General features: G+C 69.7%; 13 protein-coding genes. 7 read left to right on the top strand and 6 right to left on the bottom strand.

Translation table 11 applies throughout. The features are described 5' to 3' along the window. Positions 1 to 217: 217 nt before the first annotated feature. The 3 genes from WMF20_RS11345 (at position 218) to WMF20_RS11335 (ending at position 4,749) form a co-directional block, all read left to right on the top strand. Positions 218 to 1,906 carry a DUF1592 domain-containing protein gene (locus tag WMF20_RS11345; RefSeq protein WP_437613154.1) on the top strand — a complete coding sequence of 563 codons (1,689 nt, stop codon included), beginning with the start codon at positions 218 to 220 and terminating at the stop codon, positions 1,904 to 1,906. A gap of 16 nt (positions 1,907 to 1,922) precedes the next feature. Beyond that, the gene (locus WMF20_RS11340) at positions 1,923 to 3,299 is read left to right on the top strand and encodes a DUF1552 domain-containing protein (RefSeq protein WP_437613152.1); all 1,377 of its coding nucleotides are present in this window, start codon (positions 1,923 to 1,925) and stop codon (positions 3,297 to 3,299) included. Between the two features lie 88 nt (positions 3,300 to 3,387). Further along, entirely contained in the window at positions 3,388 to 4,749 is a 1,362-nt protein-coding gene (locus WMF20_RS11335) for a DUF1552 domain-containing protein (protein WP_437613150.1), read from the top strand. 90 nt (positions 4,750 to 4,839) lie between these two features. Here the strand turns inward: WMF20_RS11335 and WMF20_RS11330 are convergent, their stop codons facing one another. From WMF20_RS11330 to WMF20_RS11315, 4 genes are all read right to left on the bottom strand, one after another. Next, positions 4,840 to 6,165 (bottom strand): PAS domain-containing protein, encoded by a 1,326-nt coding sequence (locus WMF20_RS11330; protein WP_437613148.1) that lies wholly within the window; start codon positions 6,163 to 6,165, stop codon positions 4,840 to 4,842. A gap of 486 nt (positions 6,166 to 6,651) precedes the next feature. Further along, entirely contained in the window at positions 6,652 to 8,163 is a 1,512-nt protein-coding gene (locus WMF20_RS11325; RefSeq protein WP_437613146.1) for a non-reducing end alpha-L-arabinofuranosidase family hydrolase, read from the bottom strand. 204 nt (positions 8,164 to 8,367) lie between these two features. Then, the gene (locus WMF20_RS11320) at positions 8,368 to 9,828 is read right to left on the bottom strand and encodes an endo-1,4-beta-xylanase (protein WP_437613144.1); all 1,461 of its coding nucleotides are present in this window, start codon (positions 9,826 to 9,828) and stop codon (positions 8,368 to 8,370) included. A gap of 128 nt (positions 9,829 to 9,956) precedes the next feature. Beyond that, complete coding sequence (locus WMF20_RS11315) at positions 9,957 to 10,712, bottom strand: hypothetical protein (RefSeq protein WP_437613142.1); 756 nt, start codon at positions 10,710 to 10,712, stop codon at positions 9,957 to 9,959. A 1,055-nt stretch (positions 10,713 to 11,767) separates the two neighbouring features. Here WMF20_RS11315 and WMF20_RS11310 point away from each other — a divergent pair. The 3 genes from WMF20_RS11310 to WMF20_RS11300 all read left to right on the top strand — a co-directional run bounded on the left by WMF20_RS11310 (position 11,768) and on the right by WMF20_RS11300 (position 17,265). Beyond that, complete coding sequence (locus tag WMF20_RS11310) at positions 11,768 to 13,522, top strand: glycoside hydrolase family 43 protein (RefSeq protein WP_437613140.1); 1,755 nt, start codon at positions 11,768 to 11,770, stop codon at positions 13,520 to 13,522. 561 nt (positions 13,523 to 14,083) lie between these two features. Further along, positions 14,084 to 15,832, top strand: coding sequence for a DUF1592 domain-containing protein (locus tag WMF20_RS11305; RefSeq protein WP_437613138.1), 1,749 nt, complete (start codon positions 14,084 to 14,086; stop codon positions 15,830 to 15,832). A 2-nt stretch (positions 15,833 to 15,834) separates the two neighbouring features. Continuing rightward, entirely contained in the window at positions 15,835 to 17,265 is a 1,431-nt protein-coding gene (locus WMF20_RS11300; protein WP_129574353.1) for a DUF1552 domain-containing protein, read from the top strand. 52 nt (positions 17,266 to 17,317) lie between these two features. Here the strand turns inward: WMF20_RS11300 and WMF20_RS11295 are convergent, their stop codons facing one another. Further along, entirely contained in the window at positions 17,318 to 19,318 is a 2,001-nt protein-coding gene (locus WMF20_RS11295; RefSeq protein WP_437613136.1) for a hypothetical protein, read from the bottom strand. Between the two features lie 358 nt (positions 19,319 to 19,676). Here WMF20_RS11295 and WMF20_RS11290 point away from each other — a divergent pair, with 358 nt between their 5' ends. After that, on the top strand, positions 19,677 to 20,108 hold the full coding sequence (locus WMF20_RS11290) for a hypothetical protein (RefSeq protein WP_437613130.1): 432 nt from the start codon (positions 19,677 to 19,679) through the stop codon (positions 20,106 to 20,108). Here the strand turns inward: WMF20_RS11290 and WMF20_RS11285 are convergent. Beyond that, positions 20,089 to 21,873 (bottom strand): ABC transporter ATP-binding protein, encoded by a 1,785-nt coding sequence (locus WMF20_RS11285; RefSeq protein ID WP_437613128.1) that lies wholly within the window; start codon positions 21,871 to 21,873, stop codon positions 20,089 to 20,091. The genes WMF20_RS11290 and WMF20_RS11285 overlap by 20 nt on opposite strands. Positions 21,874 to 21,879: the final 6 nt, after the last annotated feature.

The following is a 21,879-nucleotide window of genomic DNA, read 5'->3' as shown; positions in this document are numbered from 1 at the left end:
GTGCGTACCCGGGCCCTCCGTCCTTGGGATCGGGATCGATCTGCGCGCCGACGCCGCTCGCACGGTCGTCGCGCAAACGATCGCTGACAGTGATCGACGTTCTGCCCAGGTCTCGCCGGGCGAAGTGCGGTTCGAGGTGCGAGCAGCAGCGCTGAGGCATGATCGCCCGATGTGGGCTGCCGTGCGTCGTCACTCCCTTACGTTTTCGGAGAGCAAGATGAAGAAGCCGTGCTGGCACGAGCTCCGTACTTCAAGAGAGATCGCCGCTGTGTGCACGCTCGCGTTCGCGGCCGCGTGCACGGGCACGCTGGGTGACTCGGCGGACGGCGATGAGGACCCCCCCGCCGGAAGCGATGGACCGTCGGCGGGCTCGACCCCTCCGAAGTTCCAGCCGGCGGCCGGGATGCTGCGCCGTTTGACGAGAACGCAGTTCCGCAACGCGGTGCGCGACGTGTTCGAGGTGGAGGTCGATGTCAATAAGCTCGACGCCGACAGCTGGAACGGGAATTTTGCGGTCATCGGCGCAGCGACCGTCGTGACCTCGGAACGAGGCGTCGAGCAGTACCACACGGCCATCGAGGACGCCGTGAACACGGTGTTCGCGGATTCCGCGAAGCGGGACCGGTTCATCGGCTGCGCGCCCAGCGGAGCGCGGGACGACGCTTGCGTGCGCGGTTTCATCGAGACGCTGGGGCTCCGAGCGTGGCGCCGCCCGCTCGAGGCCACGGAGGTCGACCGGCTCGCGGGGGTCGCCGCGACGGCCGCGACCGAGCTCGGCAGCGCCGTCGAGGGTGCCCGCTGGGCGACGGTCGCCCTCTTCACGTCGCCGAACTTCCTGTATCGCCCGGAGCTCGGAGCGCCGAGCGCCAACGGGTCGCTCCGCTTGACGGGCTACGAGATGGCCTCCCGGCTCGCGTTCCTGGTGTGGAACAGCCTGCCGGACAAGGAGCTGCTCGACCAGGCCGCCAGCGGCGTCCTCGAGACGGTGGAGGGGGTCCGTGAGGCGGCGACGCGGCTGCTCGACGCGCCCGCCGGACGCGAGGCCGTCGGCGCTTTCGCCGAGGAGTACATGCGGCTCGAACGAATCGGCACGCAGGCCAAGGACACGGCGCTATTCCCGGAGTACGGCCACGCGCTGCAAGAGGCGATGGTCCGCGACATGCGAGGTACCTGGGAGGTCCTCGCGTTCGACGATCAGGCGAGCGCGCTCGACCTGTTCTCGACCACGAAGGTCGTCGTCAACACGGAGCTCGCCCAGCTCTACGGCCTCGACACGACCGGCCTCAGCGCGAACAGCTTCGAGGTCCGCTCGTTGCCGGCGGACGGCCCGCGCCTCGGGATCCTCAGCAAGGCGGGCTTCCTCTCGCAGTTCGCGAACCAGAAAGAGGGCTCCCCCACCCTGCGCGGCAGGTTCATGAGCGAGGCCCTTTTGTGCAAGACCATCCCGTTGCCCCCCGGCGACATCAACATCGTGCTCCCGGAGCCGTCTGCGGATAAGCCCCTCACCAAACGTCAGCGGCTCGAGCTCCACCGGACCGACCCCACCTGCGCCGGCTGCCACGCGTACATGGACCCCTTGGCCCTGCCGCTCGAGAACTTCGACGCGATCGGCCGCTACCGCACGACCGACCACGGCCTGCCGATCGACCCGAGCGGCGCGTTCGACAAGCAGCCGGTCGCCGACGCGCGCGAGCTCGGCGAGGCCATCGGCGCCAACGACAAGGTCGCGCAATGCCTCGTCCGCAAGTACTACTCGTATGCGGCGGGGCACGAAGAGCGGGACGTCGACGGCAGCGTCGTCAACGAGCTGACCACCTCGTTCGAGGCGTCGGGGTTCCAGCTGCGCGAGCTGGTCATCGACGTCGTGACGAACAAAGCCTTCTCGTCCGTCGCCCCCCAACCCTAATCGCACGGTGTTCCCCATGACGACCAAAGCTCTGAATCGACGAGCGGTACTCCGGGGCATGCTGGCGACGGGCGCCGCCGTCACCATCCCGCTCCCCCTGCTGGAGATCATGCTGAACCAGAGCGGCACGGCGTACGCTCAATCGAATACCCCGGTCTCGCCGCTCTACGTCACCTGGTTCTTCGGGAACGGCACGCTGCCCGGCCGCTGGAAGCCGGCGCGCACGGGCTCCGGCTCGGCCTGGGAGCTCAGCCCAGAGCTCCAGCCGCTCGCGGGCGTCAAGTCGCACCTCACGGTGATCAGCGGCCTCGAGAACAAGCTCGTCGTGTCCGGCCTCGAGCACCCCTCGGGGTCGGCGGGGGCCACGACCGGCGCGCCGCTCGGCGGTAACGCCGTGCGGGCCGCCTCCATCGACCAGATCGTCGCGGACTCCATCTCGGCGGGGGCGCCGTACCGCTCTCTCGAGGTGGGCGTGACGCCGGCGACGCCGAACGGCCCTCAGGACTCGCTGCACACGGTCTCGCACCGGGGGCCGAACTCGCGCAACAACCCGGAGTTCGACCCGAAGGCCGTGTTCAACCGGTTGTTCATGGGCACATCGCCCGCGCCCACCGACCCGCGAGCGGAGCAGGCCGCGAAGCTCGCGAGGGTCCGGAAGAGCGTGCTCGACTCCGTCCTGGAAGACGGCGCGAGCCTGCAGCAGCGGCTCGGGGCGGCCGACAGGCAACGCGTGGAGCAGCACCTCGAGTCGATCCGCGCCATCGAGCGGCGCCTCGAGACCACGGCCCCCGGCGACGGCACGCCGACGGCGTGCAGCAGCCCGGCGGCCCCCGCCGTCGGCAAGGATATGCAGAGCGAAGCCCCCCCGGCGGTCAACACCGCCATGGTCGAGCTCTCGGCGCTCGCGCTCGCCTGCGAGAGGACCCGCGTGCTCTCGTTCATGTTCTCGCTGCCCGCCGCGCACGTCTACTACCGGCACCTCGCGCAGGACATGAACGACGACTTCCACGACACCATCTGTCACGGGGATCCCGGCGATCAATCGAGCCAGCCTCGCGTCGACAAGGGCGTGATTTACACGATGCGCTGCCTGAACGAGTTCTTGACGAAGCTCAAGAACACGCCGCACGGCAGCTCGAACCTGCTCGACAGCTCGCTCGTGTTCGTCACGTCCGACACCGCCTGGGGCAAGGTGCACGAGAGGACGGAATGGCCGGTGCTCTTCGCGGGGAAAGCCGGGGGGCGGCTGCGCGGCGACGAGCACCACAACTTCCCCGGCGACAACCTGAGCAAGGCGCTCCTGACGGTGGCCCAGATCACGGGCTCGAAGGCGACCGAGTTCGGCCTCGACGCGGGGCGGGTCACGTCACCGCTCCAAGGCATCCAGGTCTGAGCGCGGCGCAGCTCGGAGCGGGCGCTCCGTCCGCGCTCGCCAACACGTCACCCCTCATCGCACGGTATTCCCCATGACGATCAAAGCTTTGAACCGACGAACGGTACTCCGGGGCATGCTGGCGACGGGCGCCGCCGTCACCATCCCGCTCCCTCTGCTGGAGATCATGCTGAACCAGAGCGGCACGGCGTACGCTCAGTCGAACGCCCCGGTCTCGCCGCTCTACGTCACCTGGTTCTTCGGGAACGGCACGCTGCCCGGCCGCTGGAAGCCGGCGCGCACGGGCTCCGGCTCGGCCTGGGAGCTCAGCCCAGAGCTCCAGCCGCTCGCGGGCGTCAAGTCGCACCTCACGGTGATCAGCGGCCTCGAGAACAAGCTCGTCGTGTCCGGCCTCGAGCACCCCACGGGGTCGGCGGGGGCCACGACCGGCGCGCCGCTCGGCGGCAACGCCGTGCGGGCCGCGTCCATCGACCAGATCGTCGCGGATATCATCTCGGCGGGGGCGCCGTACCGCTCTCTCGAGGTGGGATTGACGCCCGCGACGCCGGGAGGCCCTCAGGACTCGCTGCACACGGTCTCGCACCGGGGGCCGAACTCGCGCAACAACCCGGAGTTCGACCCGAAGGCCGTGTTCAACCGGTTGTTCATGGGCACATCGCCCGCGCCCACCGACCCGCGAGCGGAGCAGGCCGCGAAGCTCGCGAGGGTCCGGAAGAGCGTGCTCGACTCCGTCCTGGAAGACGGCGCGACCCTGCAGCAGCGGCTCGGGGCGGCCGACAGGCAACGCGTGGAGCAGCACCTCGAGTCGATCCGCGCCATCGAGCGGCGCCTCGATACCACGGCCCCCGGCGACGGCACGCCGGCGGCGTGCAGCAGCCCGGCGGCCCCCGCCGTCGGCAAGGACGTGCAGAGCGAAGCCCCCCCGGCGGTCAACACCGCCATGGTCGAGCTCTCGGCGCTCGCGCTCGCCTGCGAGAGGACCCGCGTGCTCTCGTTCATGTTCTCGCTGCCCGCCGCGCACGTCTACTACCGGCACCTCGCGCAGGACATGAACGACGACTTCCACGACACCATCTGTCACGGGGATCCCGGCGATCAATCGAGCCAGCCTCGCGTCGACAAGGGCGTGATTTACACGATGCGCTGCCTGAACGAGTTCTTGACGAAGCTCAAGAACACGCCGCACGGCAGCTCGAACCTGCTCGACAGCTCGCTCGTGTTCGTCACGTCCGACACCGCCTGGGGCAAGGTGCACGCGAGGACGGAATGGCCGGTGCTCTTCGCGGGGAAAGCCGGGGGGCGGCTGCGCGGCGACGAGCACCACAACTTCCCCGGCGACAACCTGAGCAAGGCGCTCCTGACGGTCGCCCAGATTATGGGCTCGAAGGCGACCGAGTTCGGCCTCGACGCGGGGCGGGTCACGTCACCGCTCCAAGGCATCCAGGGCTGAGCGCGGCGCAGCTCGGAGCGGGCGCTCCGTCCGCGCGCGGCCGCAGGGCCGGGCACGGCCGGCCAGCGCCGGCGGCGCCGGCTCGGTCGCTCAACGGGCGGCGCGCGGGCGCTCCTTGCGCCGGAGCGCGTGGGCGATGCCGCTCTGCAAGCTGCTCAGCGTGACGATGCCGGAGAGGTCCGCGCCGAGCTCGATCAGGGCCCTCGCCACCTCCGGGCGGATGCCCGTGAGCACCACGCGCGTGCCGAGCATCTGGGCGGCGCGCGCGGTCCGCGTCAGCGCGCCGGCGACGAGCGCGTCGACGGCGCGCACGCCGGTGATGTCCAGGAGCGCGGTGTGGGCGCGCTGGCTGCTGATCCCGGCGAGCAGCGTCTCCATGACCTGCCCCGCGCGCGCGCTGTCGAGCGTTCCGACGAGCGGCATGGCCACGACGCCGTCGGCGAGCGGGATGAGCGGCGTCGACAGCTCCCGGAGCGCCTCCTGCTGTGCGGCGATGATCTGCTCCTGCAACGCGGCCCGCTCGGCCTGGGCGCGCCTCAGGTCGGTGTCCTCTCTCACGACGCCGCCGACGCCGACCAGCTCGCCGCGCTCGTTGTGAACCGGGAACTTGACCGTGAAGAAGTAGTAATTCTGACTGCCGTAGTCCAGCACCTCTTCGTACCGCAACGGCCGGCCGCTCGCGAGCACCTCCCGTTCCTTCGCCACGATCGCGTCGGCGACGCCGGGCGGCGTGGCGCCGAACTCATGCTCGTCCTTGCCGAGGAACTCGATGGCGTGCCGCCCGAGCGCGCGCGCATAATGGCGGTTCACGAACACGTATCGCCCCTCCGCGTCCTTGATGAACATGACGTTCGGCGAGTTGTCCACGAGCTGCAGGAGGAGCTGGTAACGCTCGTGCACCAGGCGCTCTCTCCGCCGCGGATCGTCGCCGCCGTCCACGATGGCCGCGATCTCTCGGGCGCCGCCTCGCTCGTCGCGCAGCACGGCGTAGGTCCACCGGCAGGTGATCGCGTTTCCCTCTCTCGTCCTGCCCGCGCTCGTGGTCGTGGCGAAGAGGCTCTCGCCAGGGTCGTGGTTGAACGCCTGCGCCGCCTCGGGCGACACCGGATCCGCGGCCACGAGGTCGGAGAGGCGGCGGCCCACGGCCTCGCCCTCGCTCCAACCGAAGAGGGCCACGGCGCCGTCGTTCCAGCGCGTCACCGTGCCATCCAGGCGCCAGTGGATCAGCGCCGGCACCTGCGTGGCGCCCCGCGCGAACGGCGCATCGAGGTACGCCGCTGCCGCGCTGACCAGCCCTCTCTCGCGCTCGAGCGCACCGCGGAGCGTGGCCAGCTCCTTCTCCAGCTCTTCGACGCGCGCGCGCAGCGCCGCGCTCTCCGCCTTGTGGTCGATGTCGCCATCGATGCGCGCGGACACCCCACCCGGCGCGGGAAGCCCGTCGAGCTCGTAATGCCCGCCCGCCGAGCTCCCTGCTCCCGAGCCGCCGTCTACTCCGGATCTCCCGTGCGCGTGTGCGCGTCCGCTCGGTCCCGGCGTGCTCTCGCTCCTGTCGCGGCTCATGCTCGCCCCTCCGCGCGCTGCTCCGAAAGCGCGTCGTCCATAGTGTAACGAACTTGTAAGTGGAGATCCCACCGAAAATCCGACCGAGCACCGCCCCGCGGGCAGCGGGCGCGTCCGTCGATCGGTGTTGACACCGACAATGTTAACGTTAACAATCGACCAGAGCGGCCTCTCTCGCTTCGCCCTGGGTGCGCGCCCGTCTCGGCACACGCGTCACAGAGCGGCGGTCACCCGCACAGGAGACGGGCCCAGCTCGGCGTTTTCGGCGCGGAAGCGCACTCCTGTGCGCTGAGCACCGAAAACGTCGAGATGGGCCCGTATCCGCAGCGGGTGACCGTCGCTCTAGCGGACTGCTCGCAGCAGGCCGAGGCGATACGGGAGCTGCGAGTATTCGCCGCCCGACCTCGGATCGCGACCCTGATACAGGAACTGGAGATTGCAGGTGTCGATCGTCGCAGTCTCGTCGTTGCCGTCGCGGAGCAGCTCGCCATGGCTGACGTCGTCGCTCCAGTCGGCCACGCCCGACGCGTAGGTGACGTTGTTCTGGCCCGCGAACGGCGCGTTCCAGGTGTCCGCGAGCGGGGTCCACGCGCCGTCGAGGCGATCGGCGGTGAACGAGCGGTAGAACCTGGCGCCCGTCGGGCCGATGGCCTCGATGAGCGTCAAGTACTTGTCCATGCCTTTGATCTTGTACGTGGAGCTCCCCTCGAACAGGTTGTAGCGATTCGAGTCCTGGAGGGCGACCGAGACCGGCCCGAACCCGCTCGGGAAATTGCGCACGGTGGTCTGGCTGCGGTACATCCGGCCGTCATCGCCGGTGAAGAAGAGGTAGCAGTTGGCGCTGTCGCAGATCACCCAGTAATCGATGGGCAGGCTCGGCATGCCAGCGGGCGTGGACGCGAAGAAGTTCTGGGGTCTGCTCCACGTCTCCGGGCGGCTCGGGTCGTCGGTCGTGGAGAACTGCGGCGGCTGCGATTGATAGATGAGGTACCACTTGTTCTGCGGCCTGAAGAAGAAGATCTGCGGCGCGCACCGATAGCCGCTGAAACCAGGCGTGCGATCCATGTAGTAGTGCGACGCGGACGCGGCCTGGGGCCAGTCGGTGAAGCTCAGGTGAGTCATCTGCCAGTTGCCGGCGGTGTTCGCCGTGGTGGCATAGATGTTCCAACGCTGGTTGTGGAAGACGACCGTCGGGTCCTTGATGGACACGATATTGTGGGTGGCGTCGGACTTCGGGCTCACCAGGATGCCGCTCGACTGCCAGCGGAAGGAGGTGGGCAAGCCGCAACCCCCGCCATCAGAGCCCCCCGTCCCCCCGCCCGAGGTCACGGGCACGACTCGGAACTGCTGGTTGGTCCCGCTGTTCCACGACCACTGGGTCACGGCGGTGCCGTCCGCGGTGCCGCGGCTGTAGACGTCCAGGGACTTGCCGCTGTGGCGCGGCGTGAGGCGCACGGCGCCGCCGGCGACGTCCGTGAACGACCACTGCTGGTTCTCCCCGGTCCAGCAGGAGTATTGCTGGACGCGGGCGCCGTCGCTGGTGGAGGCCCCCGCGACGTCCACGCAGCGGTCGCTGCCCACGTTGCGGATGCGATAGTAGCCGCCGCCCGCCGATTCCATGCGGAACTGCTGCCGCGCCGAGCCGTTGCAGCTGGCGATCTGCAAGCCCGCCCCGTCAGCGGCGCTGCCGCCGGCCACCTCGACGCATTTTCCGCTCTGCACGCCGACGATCGTGTACGTCGCCGCGGTGTCGATGGTGATGCCCTCGGCCAGCTCGTCGAGCTCGACGCCGGCTTCGTCGAGCTGCTCGGCTGGACCGCACGCCGTCGCGGCGGCGAACATCGTGGACAGCAAGCATCGTTGAAGTCCGATTCTCATCATCGTCTCCCGTGCTCAAGGGATAGGACGCGGTAAGCGAGACACATGAGGCGCCCGGGATCGGCCGCGCGGGCGCAGGCCCACGGGCAGGCTCCGTCGGACCTGCGACCACGCCGACGAGCCCGCGCAGCGATCTCCGGGCGCGCGCTCTCCGTGACGCGCGCGCCCGCGCGATCGACGTCAGCGCCCCAGGTAGCCCATCAGCCAGGACATGGCGGGCCGCATCTGGCCGCCGCTGCTCATGAGCCCCGAGTTGGAGAGCCACGTCTGGCCGCTGACGTAGCCCCACAGCGTGATGCCCTTCACGCTCGGATGGTTGTAGAACATGGGGAACTGGCTCTGCATCACGCTGAGCTGCTGCGCGTCGTTCGCCAGGTCGATGTCGTACTCGGTGATGTAGACCGGTAGACCGGTGCCGGCGAGCCGGTCGAGGAAGGTCTTCACGGTGCTGGTCGGCATCGAGAACGCGGCGTGGGCCTGAGCTCCGATGCCGTCGATGGGCGCCCCTGCCGCCCGGATCCGATTGACGATGTTGATGGTGTTCTGATTGTCGCCGCTGTACTCGATGTTGTTGTAGTCGTTGAGCAGCAACTTGGCGTTCGGGCAGTACTGCCGCGCCCACTTGAACGCCTGCACGATCCAGTCGTACCCGCTCGCTCCCGCGCCGCCGAGGGCGTTCATGTACACCGGCGTGGTGTGCGGGGGCGGCTCGTTCACGACGTCGATGATGGCGACGTCCGGGTAGCGCTGGCAGAACGCTCGGATCCACTCCTCCACCTCCGCGCGCTGCTCGCTCTGCGACAGACCGGCGAGCCAGCTCGGCTGTTGGGCACCCCAGATCAGGGTGTGGCCCTTGTACGGAATGCCGTTCAGGCGCGCGTAATCGCGGACCCGGTCCATGCCGGACCAGTTCATGACGTTCCGCTGGCCCTCGACGGAGCCCCACTTGCCCTCGTTCTCCGGGGAGAGCTGGTTCCAGTATCGGGCCAGATCCGATCGCACCTGCCCGCCGGTCGTGATGTTGCCGACGAACTTGCCGCCGCCGCCGCCGCCGCCGCCACCGCCGCCGCCGCCTCCCGTCCCGCCCGAGCTCACGGGCGTGACCCGGAATTGCTGGTTCGTCCCGCCGTTCGACGACCACTGGATCACGGTGGTGCCGTCCGCGGTGCCGCGGCCGTAGACGTCCAGGGACTTGCCGCTGTGGCGCGCCGTGAGGCGCACGGCGCCGCCGGTGACGTCCGTGAACGACCACTGCTGGTTTTCCCCGGTCCAGCAGGCGTATTGCTGGACGCGGGCGCCGTCGCTGGTAGAGGCTCCCGTGACGTCCATGCAGCGGTCGCTGCCCACGTTGCGGATGCGATAGTAGCCGCCGCCCGCCGATTCCATGCGGAACTGTTGCCGCGCCGAGCCGTTGCAGGTGGCGATCTGCAAGCCCGCTCCGTCAGCGGCGCTGCCTCCGGCCACCTCGACGCATTTTCCGCTCTGCACGCCGACGATCGTGTAGGTCGCCGCGGTATCGATGGTGATGCTCTCGGCCAGCTCGTCGAACTCGAAGCCGGCTTCGTCGAGCTCATCAACGGGACCGCACGCGACGAGCGCGAGGGCAGTCAGCAGGGGCCATCGTTCGAATCGCATTCTCATAAGGTTCTCCTATGCTAAGCGGGTATGTCGTAGGTTGTAGAGTGAAGCCGGCCCCGTCGACGGATGGACGGATCAGCGAGGTGATGTGGCTTCTGACGGGGGCCGGAGGCGAGCGTCGCGGCGTGCAGTCAAGGCTGCGCCAGCTCGACGGATTGCACGTCGAGCTGGATGAACTGGCCGATGAAGGGCGCGGGCGCCGGCGGCACGCCGTCCACGACCAGATGCTTGAAGTTGGCGATCATGACACGATTCGGATCGTCGCCCAGGAATGACACGGTGGCTCCGCCGCGAATCGGAATGGTCTTCGTATGGTCGATGATGAACACGTCGTGACCCACGGTGGGGCTATCGTTGAGGTAGTAGACCTCGGGCGGATCGGAGACCGAGAAGCTGTACCTGTTGTACGTCGCGTTGTCGGGCGTGCCGCCCACGCGAAAGTGCATGCCGTCGGGCGTGCCGCCCCGATACGTCTCCGGCTCGACCACGCCCCTGAGCCGGACGGTCACCTGGTAGATCGTGTCGGGCGAGCCGCCGAACGTTTTCTTCTCGTCGACGCGCGTGGACGTCGCGCACTCGTCGCGGTTGCCCGGGTCCTGGTCGCAGGGGATCTCCCAGCGGAAGCCGTCGATGCTGGCGGCCGCCGCGAGCAGGTCCTCGCCGCCGCTGCCGCCGGCTCCGCCGCCGCCGCCAGCTCCGCCGTCACCGCCGCCGGCTCCCCCGCTGCCGACGGAGCTCGCGCTGCTGCTGGAGGCGCTCGTGCTGGCGCTCGTCGCGGCGCCTCCGCCTGCCCCCCCGACGCCGGTCGAGCTGGAGCTAGCCTGGCCGTCCGGAGGCGGGTCGGCATCGGAGCCACAGGCGACAAGGAGCATGATTGCAGGGACCACGAGTGGAAAAATTCTCATTTTGCACCAGTCCGGCGAGCGCGCCGGTATTGAACGTGGGAATGCCAAACGTCGTCTCGTCGACATCGCGTCTCGTTCGAATGGCCATGCCAAGGTCGTGAGCGGCCCGGCGCAGCACCGCGGGTCGCCTCATGACCGTCTCGACGGGTTTCTCAGGTCGTGATCCGCCTGCGGTCGTCGACGCGGGTCAGCTCGGTGGATGTGCAGGGCGTCGAGCGGATGCGCGCGAACCGACGCGCGCGCGGGTCGACGTGGAGACCCCGCGCCCAGCGCTGCTGACCCGCGACTGCGACGTCCGCGAGCTCAACCTGGCTCGCGCCCGTGACGACCGAGCATGCGGAACCTGCGCCGAGATCGATCGGCTGACGAAGCTCTCGGCGCGTATGACCACCCCTCCAGAGCGAAGCAAGAGATACGAATGGGTTGCCATGTTAACGCTAACAGAGACGATGTCAATCCAGATCGACCCCCCTGCATCTTCCTCGTAACTGAAGCGAGAAGGCTGACCGGCCTCCTCCGGAGCGCCGCGTCAAGAAGAGCGGGCGCTGGCTTCATTGATGCTGCCGCACTCGACAGTGCACCTGGATTTCTCCGCAGCTGGGGCCGCGAACGCCACCTCATGCTCGGTCGATCGAGGGCTGCGGGTCCTGCCCGCCCTCGATGTCCTCGATGTCCCGCGGCGCCTCGCGCCCGCTCCTCTCGACGCCGCGGGCCGGAGGAGCCCCGCCAGCCTCGTCCTCCCCCGGGCCGGAGGCCGACCCGCGGGCCGGTCGATCTGTGTTGACTCCGGCCATGTTAGCGTTCACATTACCCCGTAGAAGTATCCTTCTGCTTCCCCATGGATGGGTCGTCCGCGCCCGAGGCCCTCGTCGCCCGAGCGATCTCGGCACCGACGCCGTCCGCGCAGCGGTGTCGGACGCGAGCGCTGACGAGCTCATGATTGGCTGCCGCCACGCCGTCCGGAGATTCATGAGCCGAGCCGCCTACGACATCGACAATACCTGACGAAGTTTCAGGAGACCAGCAAGGATCCGAGAATGGCAACGAACACGACGCCCATCCAACGTAAGCTCCTCACGGCGGCATCGATACTTTGCGGCGTGGCTGCATTCCCGTCCGTCTCCCTTGCGGACAACCCCATCGTACAGACCGTTTATACCCCCGACCCTGCTCCCATGGTCCACGATGACACGGTGTATCTCTACACCGGCCATGATGAAGACAGCGCCACGGACTGGTTCGGGATGAACGAATGGAGGGTGTACTCCTCCAAGGACATGGTGAACTGGACGGACCACGGTTCGCCGCTGAAGTTCAGCGATTTCAGCTGGGCGAAGGGGGACGCATGGGCTGGCCAGGTCATCCACAGGAACGGGAAATTCTACTACTACGTGCCCGTGACGAGCCGCTCGCTCAACAGGATGACCATCGGCGTGGCCGTGTCGGACAGCCCTACCGGTCCGTTCAAGGACGCCCTGGGAAAGCCGCTCGTCGCGGCCGATTGCGGCGACATCGATCCGACGGTGCTCATCGACGACGACGGCCAGGCCTATCTGTACTGGGGGAACCCGAGCTCGTGCTACGTCAAGCTGAACGAAGACATGATCTCCTACCAGGGAGGCGTCGTGCACGTGCCCATGACGGCGGCGAGCTTCGGGCAGCGCACCGGGGAGAATGATGGTCGTCACACGACCAAGTACGAAGAAGGCCCATGGCTCTACAAGCGCGACGGGCTGTACTACCTCGTGTACGCGGCTGGCCCCATCCCTGAATACATCGCCTACTCCACGAGCAGCAGCCCCACCGGCCCGTGGACTTACCGCGGGGTCATCATGCCCACGGAGGGCAGCAGCTTCACCAATCACGCGGGCGTCATCGATTTCAAGGGGAACTCCTACTTCTTCTATCACAACGGTGCCTTGCCGGGCGGCGGAGGCTTTCACCGCTCGACGGCCGTCGAGCAGTTCACGTTCAACGCCGACGGTACAATCCCGACGATCAGGATGACGAAGGAGGGTCCGCCTGGCGTCGGCAACCTGAATCCGTATGTCATGACGGAGGCTGAGACCATCGCCTGGGAATCCGGCGTCGAGACCGAGAGGTGCAGCGAGGGCGGCGTGAACGTCACGTCGATCGAGAACGGGGACTACATCAAGGTGAAGGGCGTCGATTTTGGCACCGGCGCGGTGTCCTTCGACGCGAGGGTGGCCTCGGCGACCGGCGGCGGCAGCATCGAGCTGCGCCTCGACAGCCCGACCGGCACGCTGGTGGGAACCTGCATGGTTCAGGGTACCGGCGGCGCCCAGACCTGGGTGACCACGTCGTGCGCGGTCGACGGCGCGACAGGGATACACGATCTGTACCTGAAGTTCACCGGCGGCAACGGTCCCCTGTTCAATTTCAACTGGTGGAAATTCACGCCGCTCGACGCCCCGGATCCGGAGCCGACCGGCGGCGGGGGCGCCGGGGGCGCCGGGGGCGCTCCGAGCACGGGTGAAGGGGGAGCCACGGGCAGCGGCGGCTCGGGCGAGGGTGGGAGCGTCAGCAGCGCATCGACCACCAGCACCGGAGCAACGGCGGGCAGCGGCACGGGGGGCGCCGGCGCTGCCCCCGCCGATGGCGGCAGCCACGACGAGGCCGGATGCGCGTTCCGGGTCAGCTCGGGGTCCAGCTCCCCCGCGGGGGCACTCGCCGCGTTGATCGCGCTGGGCGCGGTCGCCGCGCGGCGGCGCCGTGCACAAGGACCTGGACGCCGCGGGGCCGCGGGTCGACGCTCCTCGGAGCCCGCGTGAGCTCGAGCTGCACGCGAGGTCTCACCTGGGAGCCGCGAGCGCATCGGATTCACTCCCGGCTCTGCCATTCAGCGTGCGCGTCATGGAGGCGTAGTTGCGCGGGCCGAGGCCGCGGCGCGGATCGGTGCTCCAGGGGCACGGCCTAACGCGTCGCGCTGGGTACCTCCGCGCCGCGGACGCAGGAAAACTGCTGTGTTGTCGCAAACTTGGCATGGTATCCAAACGCCCCGATCGCGACAAATTGGTTTGACTCATGAGCGTGCGTGGTCGAAACTAAGCATCTCCGGAAGTGAGCAGGGCGCTCGGCAGCACCGCGCGCTCGCCCCCGGAGGATCCTCGCCCGGCGGCGAGGTGGAACTTCGCTGCGCAACACGGCGGTTCGTCGTTGCGCCGTTTCGCATCCTAGGGTGTGAAGGTTGGGGGTTTCGGGATGGCGTCGTGTCGAAGGCGGCTTGCCTTCTGCATCGGCGCAGTCCACCTGGCCCCGTGTCGTAGGCGGATCTCGAGCGACGGGCGGGTCAACGGGCGCTCGCGCCGCGGGATAGATTGGGAGGCTTGTTCATGCATCGACCTCGGGTTTGGGATCGGACAGAGCGCGCGGCGCCCCCCGCTTCGGGGGAGGGGCAGGCCGCACGGGAGCGCTCGCCTCGGAGCGCCGCGCGGCGCCGCTCGGCGTGGCTCGCCGCGTGCGCCTCGGCCCTCGTGGCGGCGGCGTGCACGGGCACCCTCGGGAGCAACCCCGACGAACAACAACCAGGCGGCAGCGGCGGGCGACCCGACGACGGGCGCCCGGACGCGGAGGCGCAGTGCGCGCCGCGGCTCGGGCGCCGCGTCGTGCTGCTCACCGATCTTCAGTTCACGAACTCCGTGCGCACCGTGCTCGGGGAAACCGCGGTGCGGGCCGATCTGGCGCCCGACGACAAGACCAAGCCGTTCATGAAGAAGGGGCTGGTCGCCGGCACATCGCTGGTGCGCGGGCGGCTCGACAGCGCCGCTTACGCCGCGGAGACCCTCAAGGGGCGCTTCCAGGAGGTGACGGGCTGCGCGCAGAACGGGGACGACGCGTGCGCGCGCGACTTCCTGACCCGGTTCGCGGCGCAGGCGTTCCGGAGGCCGATCGGCGAGGCAGAGCTCGCGGACCTGATGGAGGTGTTCGCGCTCGGGAAGGAAGAGAGCTACGAGCGCGGCGTGGAGCTCGCCGTCGAGGCCATCCTCGCGTCGCCCTCCTTCTCCTACCGGACGGAGCTCGGCGAGAAGGGCAGCGACGGCGTCGTGAGGCTGTCGCCGCACGAGCTCGCCAGCGAGCTCTCGTTCTTCCTCACGGACAGCCAGCCGGACGCGGAGCTGATGGCCGCCGCCGACTCCGGGGCCCTCCGCGACCCGAAGGAGATCGCACGGCAGACGGAGCGGCTGCTCGCGCTGCCGGAGACGCGGCGCAGCCTGAGCACCACGCTGCTCGCGGCTTGGGGGCTCAGCAACCTGTTCGGCACGATCAAGGATCCCGGGATGTTCCCCGAATATGGTCCCGGGCTCCAGGCGGCCATGTTCCACGAGACCGAGCTGTTCGTGGACTCGACCCTCTGGGAGCGCGGCGCGGACGTGACCGAGCTGCTCACGTCGCGGGAGACGTTCGTCAACGAGCCGCTCGCCGAGGTGTACGGCGTGGAGCGCGCGGGCGCGCCGGAGGAGTTCTCGCCGGTCACCCTGCCCGAAGGCCAGCGCGCCGGCCTGCTCACGCAGGCGAGCGTCCTCGCGACGCTCTCGCGCACGGACAACACGAGCGTGGTCGCGCGGGGGCTGTTCGTCCGCGGCGCGCTGCTCTGCCTGCCGAAGCTCGCGTCGCCGCCGGAGGAGCTCGCGCAAGCGGTGGCGGACCTGCTCAAGGCCGACATGACCGAGCGCGAGCGCGCCGAGGCGCGCGCGATGAACAGCACCTGCGGCGTGTGCCACCGGGGGATCGACCCGTTCGGCCTGATGCTCGAGAACTACGATCCGCTGGGCCGCTATCGAGACAAGCTCGATGGAGAGCCCATCGACTCGAACATCGAGATGAACGGGCTCCTCGGGCTGTACGAGAGCTACCCGAACGCGGTCGAGTTCATCGGCGTGATGGCGCAACGGGAGGAGTTCGCCGCGTGCCTGACGCGGCACCTCGTCACCTACAGCACCGACGATGAAGAGCTCAGGCCGGACGACTGCCAGGTCGAGAGCGTGATCAACGCGCTGCCGGTGGGCGAGCGCACCCTGCCGGCCATCGTGAAGGCCGTCGCGACGTCGCGCGCGCTCGCCGAGCGCACGGAGGAGGAGTGACCATGAACCGCAACCTGCCCTATGTCTCGTCCCGCCGTCGCTTCCTCCAGGGCGTCGGCGCCGCCGCGGGGATGTTCGCGATCCTCCGCGGCCTCGAGCGGACCGCGGAGGGCGCGCCGAGCCCGAAGCGGTTCCTCATCGTCCAGCGGCCCGTGGGCACCGTCTACGAGAACTGGTGGCCGCAAGGGAACGGGACCAACTTCACGCTGTCCCGCATCCTGAAGCCGTTCGAGCCGGTGAAGGACAAGATGGTGGTGTTTCGCGACCTGAAGCTGCCGTCCGAGGGGTCGGTCGGCGGCGGCCACGAGCGCGGGACCGTCCTGATGGCGACCGGCATGCGGACCAAGCAGCTCTACCCCGGCAACGGCGGCGACGACCCGATGTCCGAGGGGGCGAGCGTCGACCAGCTGATCCAGAAGCAGTCGGCCGATCTGCAGGGGACGGCGATCGCGTCGCTCCAGCTCTCGTGCGACAAGCGCGCGGACACGCCGGAGGTGTCGACGCGCCACATGTCGTACTCCGGCCCGCGGGCCCCGATGACGCCGTACTACCAGCCGTTCGATGCCTACCAGCGGGTGTTCGGCACGCTGATGCCCGGCGGGACGACGAACGACAACCTCGAAGCGCTCGCCAGGGCGCGCCGGCAGAAGAAGAGCGTGCTCGACTTCGCGACGAGGGATCTCGGCCGGCTCCACGAGCTCGCGCCGAGCGCGCAGCGCGAGCTCCTGGACGCGCACCTGGAGGCGATCCGCGAGGTGGAGAAGGAGTTCGACGCCGACCCGACCAACCCCGCGTTCTGCGGCATGGAGCAGCCGCCGGAGATCATCAGCGTCAGCGAGTACATCGACCCTTACAACTCGTCGCACGTCGTGAGAGAGCGCGACGACGAGAAGCACGCGCGCATCGGCGCCCTGCACTTCGCCGTGGTCAAGGCGGCCTTCCGGTGCGACCTGACGCGCGTGGTGACCTTCCAGTGGTCCCCGGGGACGAACCACGTGAGCTTCGGCGACCTGTGGCCGCCGGATTCGAAGATCTTCAAGGTCCACCACACGACGAGCCACGATCCCGACACGAAGGATACGCTCGAGTTCCTCACGCGCGTGGAGGAGTTCTATGCCAACAAGATGGTGGGGTTCCTGCAGGAGCTCGCGGCCGCAAAGGACGTGAACGGCGGATCGCTGCTCGACAACACCCTCGTCCCTTACGTGACCGAGGTCGGGACCCGACATCACAACTGGGACAAGATGGCCTGGCTGCTCTTCGGCGGCGCCAACACGAAGCTCCTCGGCGGACGCGTGTGGGACAACGGCGGCCGCGGCCTCCGGTCGACCAACGACTTCTGGATGGCGTGCGCGGGCATGTTCGGCCTCCCGAACTTCGTCATCGGGGACAACGACCTCCACACGACGGCGATCTCCGGGCTGTTCGCGTAAGCGCGAGCGTTCGGGGCGAGCGCTCCCACTCCCCAATCACGCCTCGCGCCGATCACGGGCGCACCGCGAGGTACACCGTGCTCCAGAGCTGCACCGCGTTCGACTCGTCGTGGTGCGCCCGCTCGGCGCCGAACGGGACCAGCCGGTAACGGCCGCCCTCCACAGCCCAGCTCCAGAGCTCCCGGGTGCTCGCCTCGCGCGAGGCCTGGATCACCTCCCACAGCGCGCGTCGCGCGCGCTCCAGCGCGTCGCGCGCGGGGGCCGGCAGGTCGCCGCGCGCGAGCTGCCGGTCGAGGCCCGCGGCCAGCATCGCCTGCTGCCACGACCAGGTGACCGTGCCGTGGTAGTGGGCTCTCGTGAACAGCGCCCAGAGCGCCGGATCCGGCGCGAAGGCGGGGTTCGCCACGAGGACGCCGACCGGCGTCCGCAGGCCCGCCGGGAAGGGGCGGATCAGGCGGCCGGCGATCTCCTCGAGGGCGGCGGGCGGCGGGTCGGTGAACAGGAGGACGAAGCTGTCGTCGGAGTGCATGATGGGAATGGGCCTGCCCTCCCGGTCGAGCGCGATCGCCGGAAACGAGAGCGGCCCCGAGAGCGACGCGAGCGCCGGCGCCGCGTCGATGCCCAGCGACGCGGCATAGGCGGCGACGCGGCGCCGCGCCTCCGCCTCCGGCAGCTCCACCCGGAAGAACACGCCTGCGTCCCTCCACGCGCGCGCGAGCCGCTCCGCCCGGCCGGCGCCCTCCGCGTCCGCGCCGAGCAGCGGGCTCGCGAGCAGCCGCGCCGACGCGCGGAGCGCGGCCGGGACGAGGGCGGCGTTCACGTCGTACGGGATGCGGCCGAACGCGAGGCCCTCCTCGCTGTCGCGCCACTCGCCGACGGACTCCCCCTCCTTGAGCGAGACGAGCGCCCTCGGATCCCCCGTCTCGGCGAACGGGACGGCGAGGCGGAGCACGAGCGACACGTTCCGCGCGAGCGCCTGCGCATACGTGTCGCCCGCCGGCGTCCGGCGCGAGAGGAACGCCGCCGCGCGCTCCCGGCCCGGCGCGCTGCCGAGGAGGTACTCGGCGGCGAGCGGCGCGAGGAGGAAGTCGTCGTCGACCATCTTGTAATCGTAGACGGGCTCGCGCAGCGCCCCGGCGCGGCCCGCGGCGAGGTGCAGGAGCGCCGCGTACTCGCCGATCGCCTCCTCGTGCGCGACCTCCCCGGACGGGCTCAGCCGATCGAGGACCGAGCCGATGCCCGCCTCGATCACGGCCGGCTCGAGGACCGGCAGGAGCATCCGCACCGCGAGCAACGTGTCCCGGCCAAAGTACGTGAGGAAGCGCCAGGACCCGGCCAAGAGCTTCTCCCGGTACGCGAGGAAGGCGAGCGCCTGCCGGTCGCGCAGGTCGTCGGCGGCGCGCGCGGTGACGAGCTCGTCGAGCGGCACCGGCGTGAGCGGCGGCTCGTCCGAGAGCGCCGTCACCCGGACCCGGAGGCCGCTCGGGCCCGCCGTGAGCTCGATCCGCCCGTCCGGCCCCAGCGTGGCCGTCGTGCCGCCCTCCGGCTCGACGAGCAGCTCGAGGTGGTGCTCGCCGTCCAGCGTGGTGCGCCGCGCGGCGATCGACGCGCCGCGCGCCTCGACGTCGCTGCGCAGCCAGGCCGGGAACGCGGCGTCGCGGCCCACGTCGCGCACCGTGCGGATGCTCCCGAGGATCAGCCGATGGACGCGCAGCGCCGGGGCCGCGCTGGCGAGCAGCGCCGAGACGCCGCGCATGCCGCCGGACCGCTCGACGCCCGAGAGGCCCCCCTCGACCGAGAGCTCGACCGGCGCCGCCAGCGCGTCGAACCACACGGCGATTCCCATGTTGCCCGCCGGAAAAGCGACGATGAGCCGCGGCGACACGCCCGAGGTCGTCAGGACATGAGCGGCGATATGACCACGACGGAAGAAGTGGTTATGAATCCGGCCTTCCTGGATCTCGAAGGCCAGGAGCTCAGGGGCTGGCGCCGTCGGGGGCGCCTCGCCGTGCGGCGCGCCGGCGGCGCAGGAGGCTGCAAGAAGCGTTGACAAGGTGGTTCCCCTCATGAATCGCCCGGTATTCGTGGGCCGCGTGGGCACCGCGAGACGCTAGCTAGCCAGGGCGCGCCTGCCAAGGACTAAGGATCTTCCTTCGGCCGCTAGCTTACGTCACCGACACGCTGGCCGTTGTTCACGTGTTTTCGTTGAACTATCACGGATTCAGCAGAACGCTCGCGACAGCCTCTTCCAGGCGCCTCCGCGCGCCCGCATCCGAAAGGGAGGCGACGATAAAAGAAAGAGTTCACACCTTTGTTGCCCTGTGATAACCCATCCGAGAACTCGGTTGTTGATAGTGGGCTCGCAGCAGGCGAATCGCCTGCCAACCACCGTTGAGGAAAGGGGGTTCGAGATGGACGAGAGCATCTCCGGCCAGATCGCGGCCGGCAGCAACGTTTCCGATCGCGCGCAGCTCAGCAATCCGCGAGAGGGGCTGATCTATACGTGGGTGGACGGCAGCCTCGGCGTGGCCGATGAGGTCGTGCGCGCGGGGTTCGGCTTCCTCGACGACGTGCGCGTCGAGACGCAGGAGCGGCTCGGCGCCACGCTCGACCTGGTCGAGGGCATCCAGCGCAGCGTGCTCCGGGTCGCGCGCAAGGCGCTCGTCCGGACGGACGGGATCAGCGCGCGCGCCCTCACCAGCGGCCAGCAGGGCTGGTATGCGCTGCTCGGCACGCTCCGCCGCACGTCGCAGGGCGCGACGGCGCTCGCCTCGGAGACGGCCGTCTCCATCGTGGGCGAGCGCAAGGCGACGCAGCAGCTCATCATACAGCAGTCGTCGTGAGCTGCGCGCTCACGAACTGCCGCTCGACCAGCCGGCGATAGAGGCCGTCCTCGGCGATGAGCGCCGCGTGCGCCCCGCTCTGCACGATCGTACCCCCATCCATCACCAGCACGCGGTCGGCGCCCATCACCGTCGAGAGGCGGTGAGCGATGATCAACGTCGTCCGCCCCTTCATCAGCGCGTCGAGCGCCCCCTTCACGAGGTGCTCGCTCTCGGCGTCGAGCGCGCTCGTCGCCTCGTCGAGCACGAGCAGCCGGGGGTCCTTGAGCATCGCGCGCGCGATCGCCACGCGCTGCTTCTGCCCGCCGGACAGCTGCACCCCGCGCTCGCCGACGAGCGTGCGGTACCCCGACGGGAACCGCTGGATGAACCCGTGCGCGTTCGCCGCGCGCGCCGCCGCCTCGATCTCCGCGTCCGAGGCGCCCTCCCGCCCGTAACGGATGTTGTCGGCCACGCTCGCGGCGAAGAGGAGCGGCTCCTGCGCGACGATCCCGACCTGCCGGCGGAGCCAGGTCGGCGAGAGCTCGCGCAGATCGCGCCCGTCGAGGAGAATGCGGCCCTCGTCGGGGTCGTAGAGCCGCAGGAGCAGCGAGGCGATCGTGGATTTGCCCGCCCCGGACGGCCCGACCAGGGCGATGACCTCGCCGGGGCGAACGGCGATGTCGATGCCCTTGAGCACCGGCACGTCCTTGCGGGTCGGGTAGCTGAACCGCACGCGCTGGAGCTCGAGGCGCCCCTCGACGGCGCTCGGCTGGGCGCCGCCCGCGTCCGCCATGGCCGGCTCGCGGTCGAGGAGGTCGAAGATGCGCTCGGCGGCGCCGGTGGCCTTCATGAAGTCGGCCCAGAGGTCGCTGAGGCCGCCGAGGGCGAAGGCGACGACGATCGTGTAGACGAGGAACGAGGTGAGCCCGCCGAGCGTCATGCGGCCCTCGACGACGAGGTGGCCGCCGTACCAGAGGACGAGCGCGGCGGCGCTGTAGCCGGCGAACGTCACCACGCCCATGAAGCTCCCCGAGGCGCGGATGCGCTTCCTGGCGAGGTCGAACGACTCGGCGACCCGGCCGGAATAGCGCGCCGCCTCGTGCTGCTCGGCGGCGAAGGCCCGGACGGTGCGGATGCCCGAGAGCGCCTCCTCGGCGACCTCGCTGGCGCGCGCGAGCGCGTCCTGCACGCTGCGGGAGAGCCGGCGGACGCGGCGGCCGTACGCCACCGAGCCGAGCGCCACGACGGGGACCACGGCGAGCATCAGGAGGGTGAGCCGCGGGGAGGTGTAGAAGAGGAACGCGACGCCGCCGATCACGGACGCGGCGTAGCGCAGCGCCATCGACACGTTCACGCTGACGGCGCTCTGGAGGACCGTGGCGTCCGACGCGAGGCGGTTCGTCAGCTCGCCGGTCCTGTGGTCGTCGAAGAACGCCACCTCCTGCCGGAGGAGGTGCTCGAAGAGCTGCGCCCGGAGCCGGGCCACGACGCGCTCGCCCGCGGTCGAGAAGAGGACGTACCGCAGCGCGACGGCGGCGGCCTGGACCACGATGAGGAGCGCGAGCCAGAGCGCGGCGTCGTCGATCGCCTCGACGCCGCTGCCAGGGCCGAGCGCGTCGTCGACGATCTTGCGGATCGCCTGGGGGAGCAGGAGGCTGATGCCGCTGCCCACGCCCAGGAAGAGGGTGCCGAGCGCGAGCTTGCCGAGCTCGGGGCGGGCGAGGCGGAGGAGGCGCCGGAGGTGCGCTCGGCCGGGGCGCCGGTCGTCGTCTGGGCTCTGCATGGGGGG

It is taken from the genome of Sorangium sp. So ce834 (assembly GCF_051521425.1).
GTDB classification, from domain to species: Bacteria; Myxococcota_A; Polyangia; order Polyangiales; family Polyangiaceae; genus Sorangium; species Sorangium cellulosum_D.
This window is presented reverse-complemented; position numbering and strand designations above follow the sequence as displayed.

Bases quoted from the DNA above. Each gene is read 5' to 3' on its own strand.
- WMF20_RS11310 (WP_437613140.1), top strand. From the start codon at position 11,768: ATGGCAACGAACACGACGCCCATCCAACGTAAGCTCCTCACGGCGGCA.
- WMF20_RS11340 (WP_437613152.1), top strand. From the start codon at position 1,923: ATGACGACCAAAGCTCTGAATCGACGAGCGGTACTCCGGGGCATGCTG.
- WMF20_RS11320 (WP_437613144.1), bottom strand. From the start codon at position 9,828: ATGAGAATGCGATTCGAACGATGGCCCCTGCTGACTGCCCTCGCGCTC.
- WMF20_RS11290 (WP_437613130.1), top strand. From the start codon at position 19,677: ATGGACGAGAGCATCTCCGGCCAGATCGCGGCCGGCAGCAACGTTTCC.
- WMF20_RS11285 (WP_437613128.1), bottom strand. From the start codon at position 21,873: ATGCAGAGCCCAGACGACGACCGGCGCCCCGGCCGAGCGCACCTCCGG.
- WMF20_RS11345 (WP_437613154.1), top strand. From the start codon at position 218: ATGAAGAAGCCGTGCTGGCACGAGCTCCGTACTTCAAGAGAGATCGCC.
- WMF20_RS11305 (WP_437613138.1), top strand. From the start codon at position 14,084: ATGCATCGACCTCGGGTTTGGGATCGGACAGAGCGCGCGGCGCCCCCC.
- WMF20_RS11300 (WP_129574353.1), top strand. From the start codon at position 15,835: ATGAACCGCAACCTGCCCTATGTCTCGTCCCGCCGTCGCTTCCTCCAG.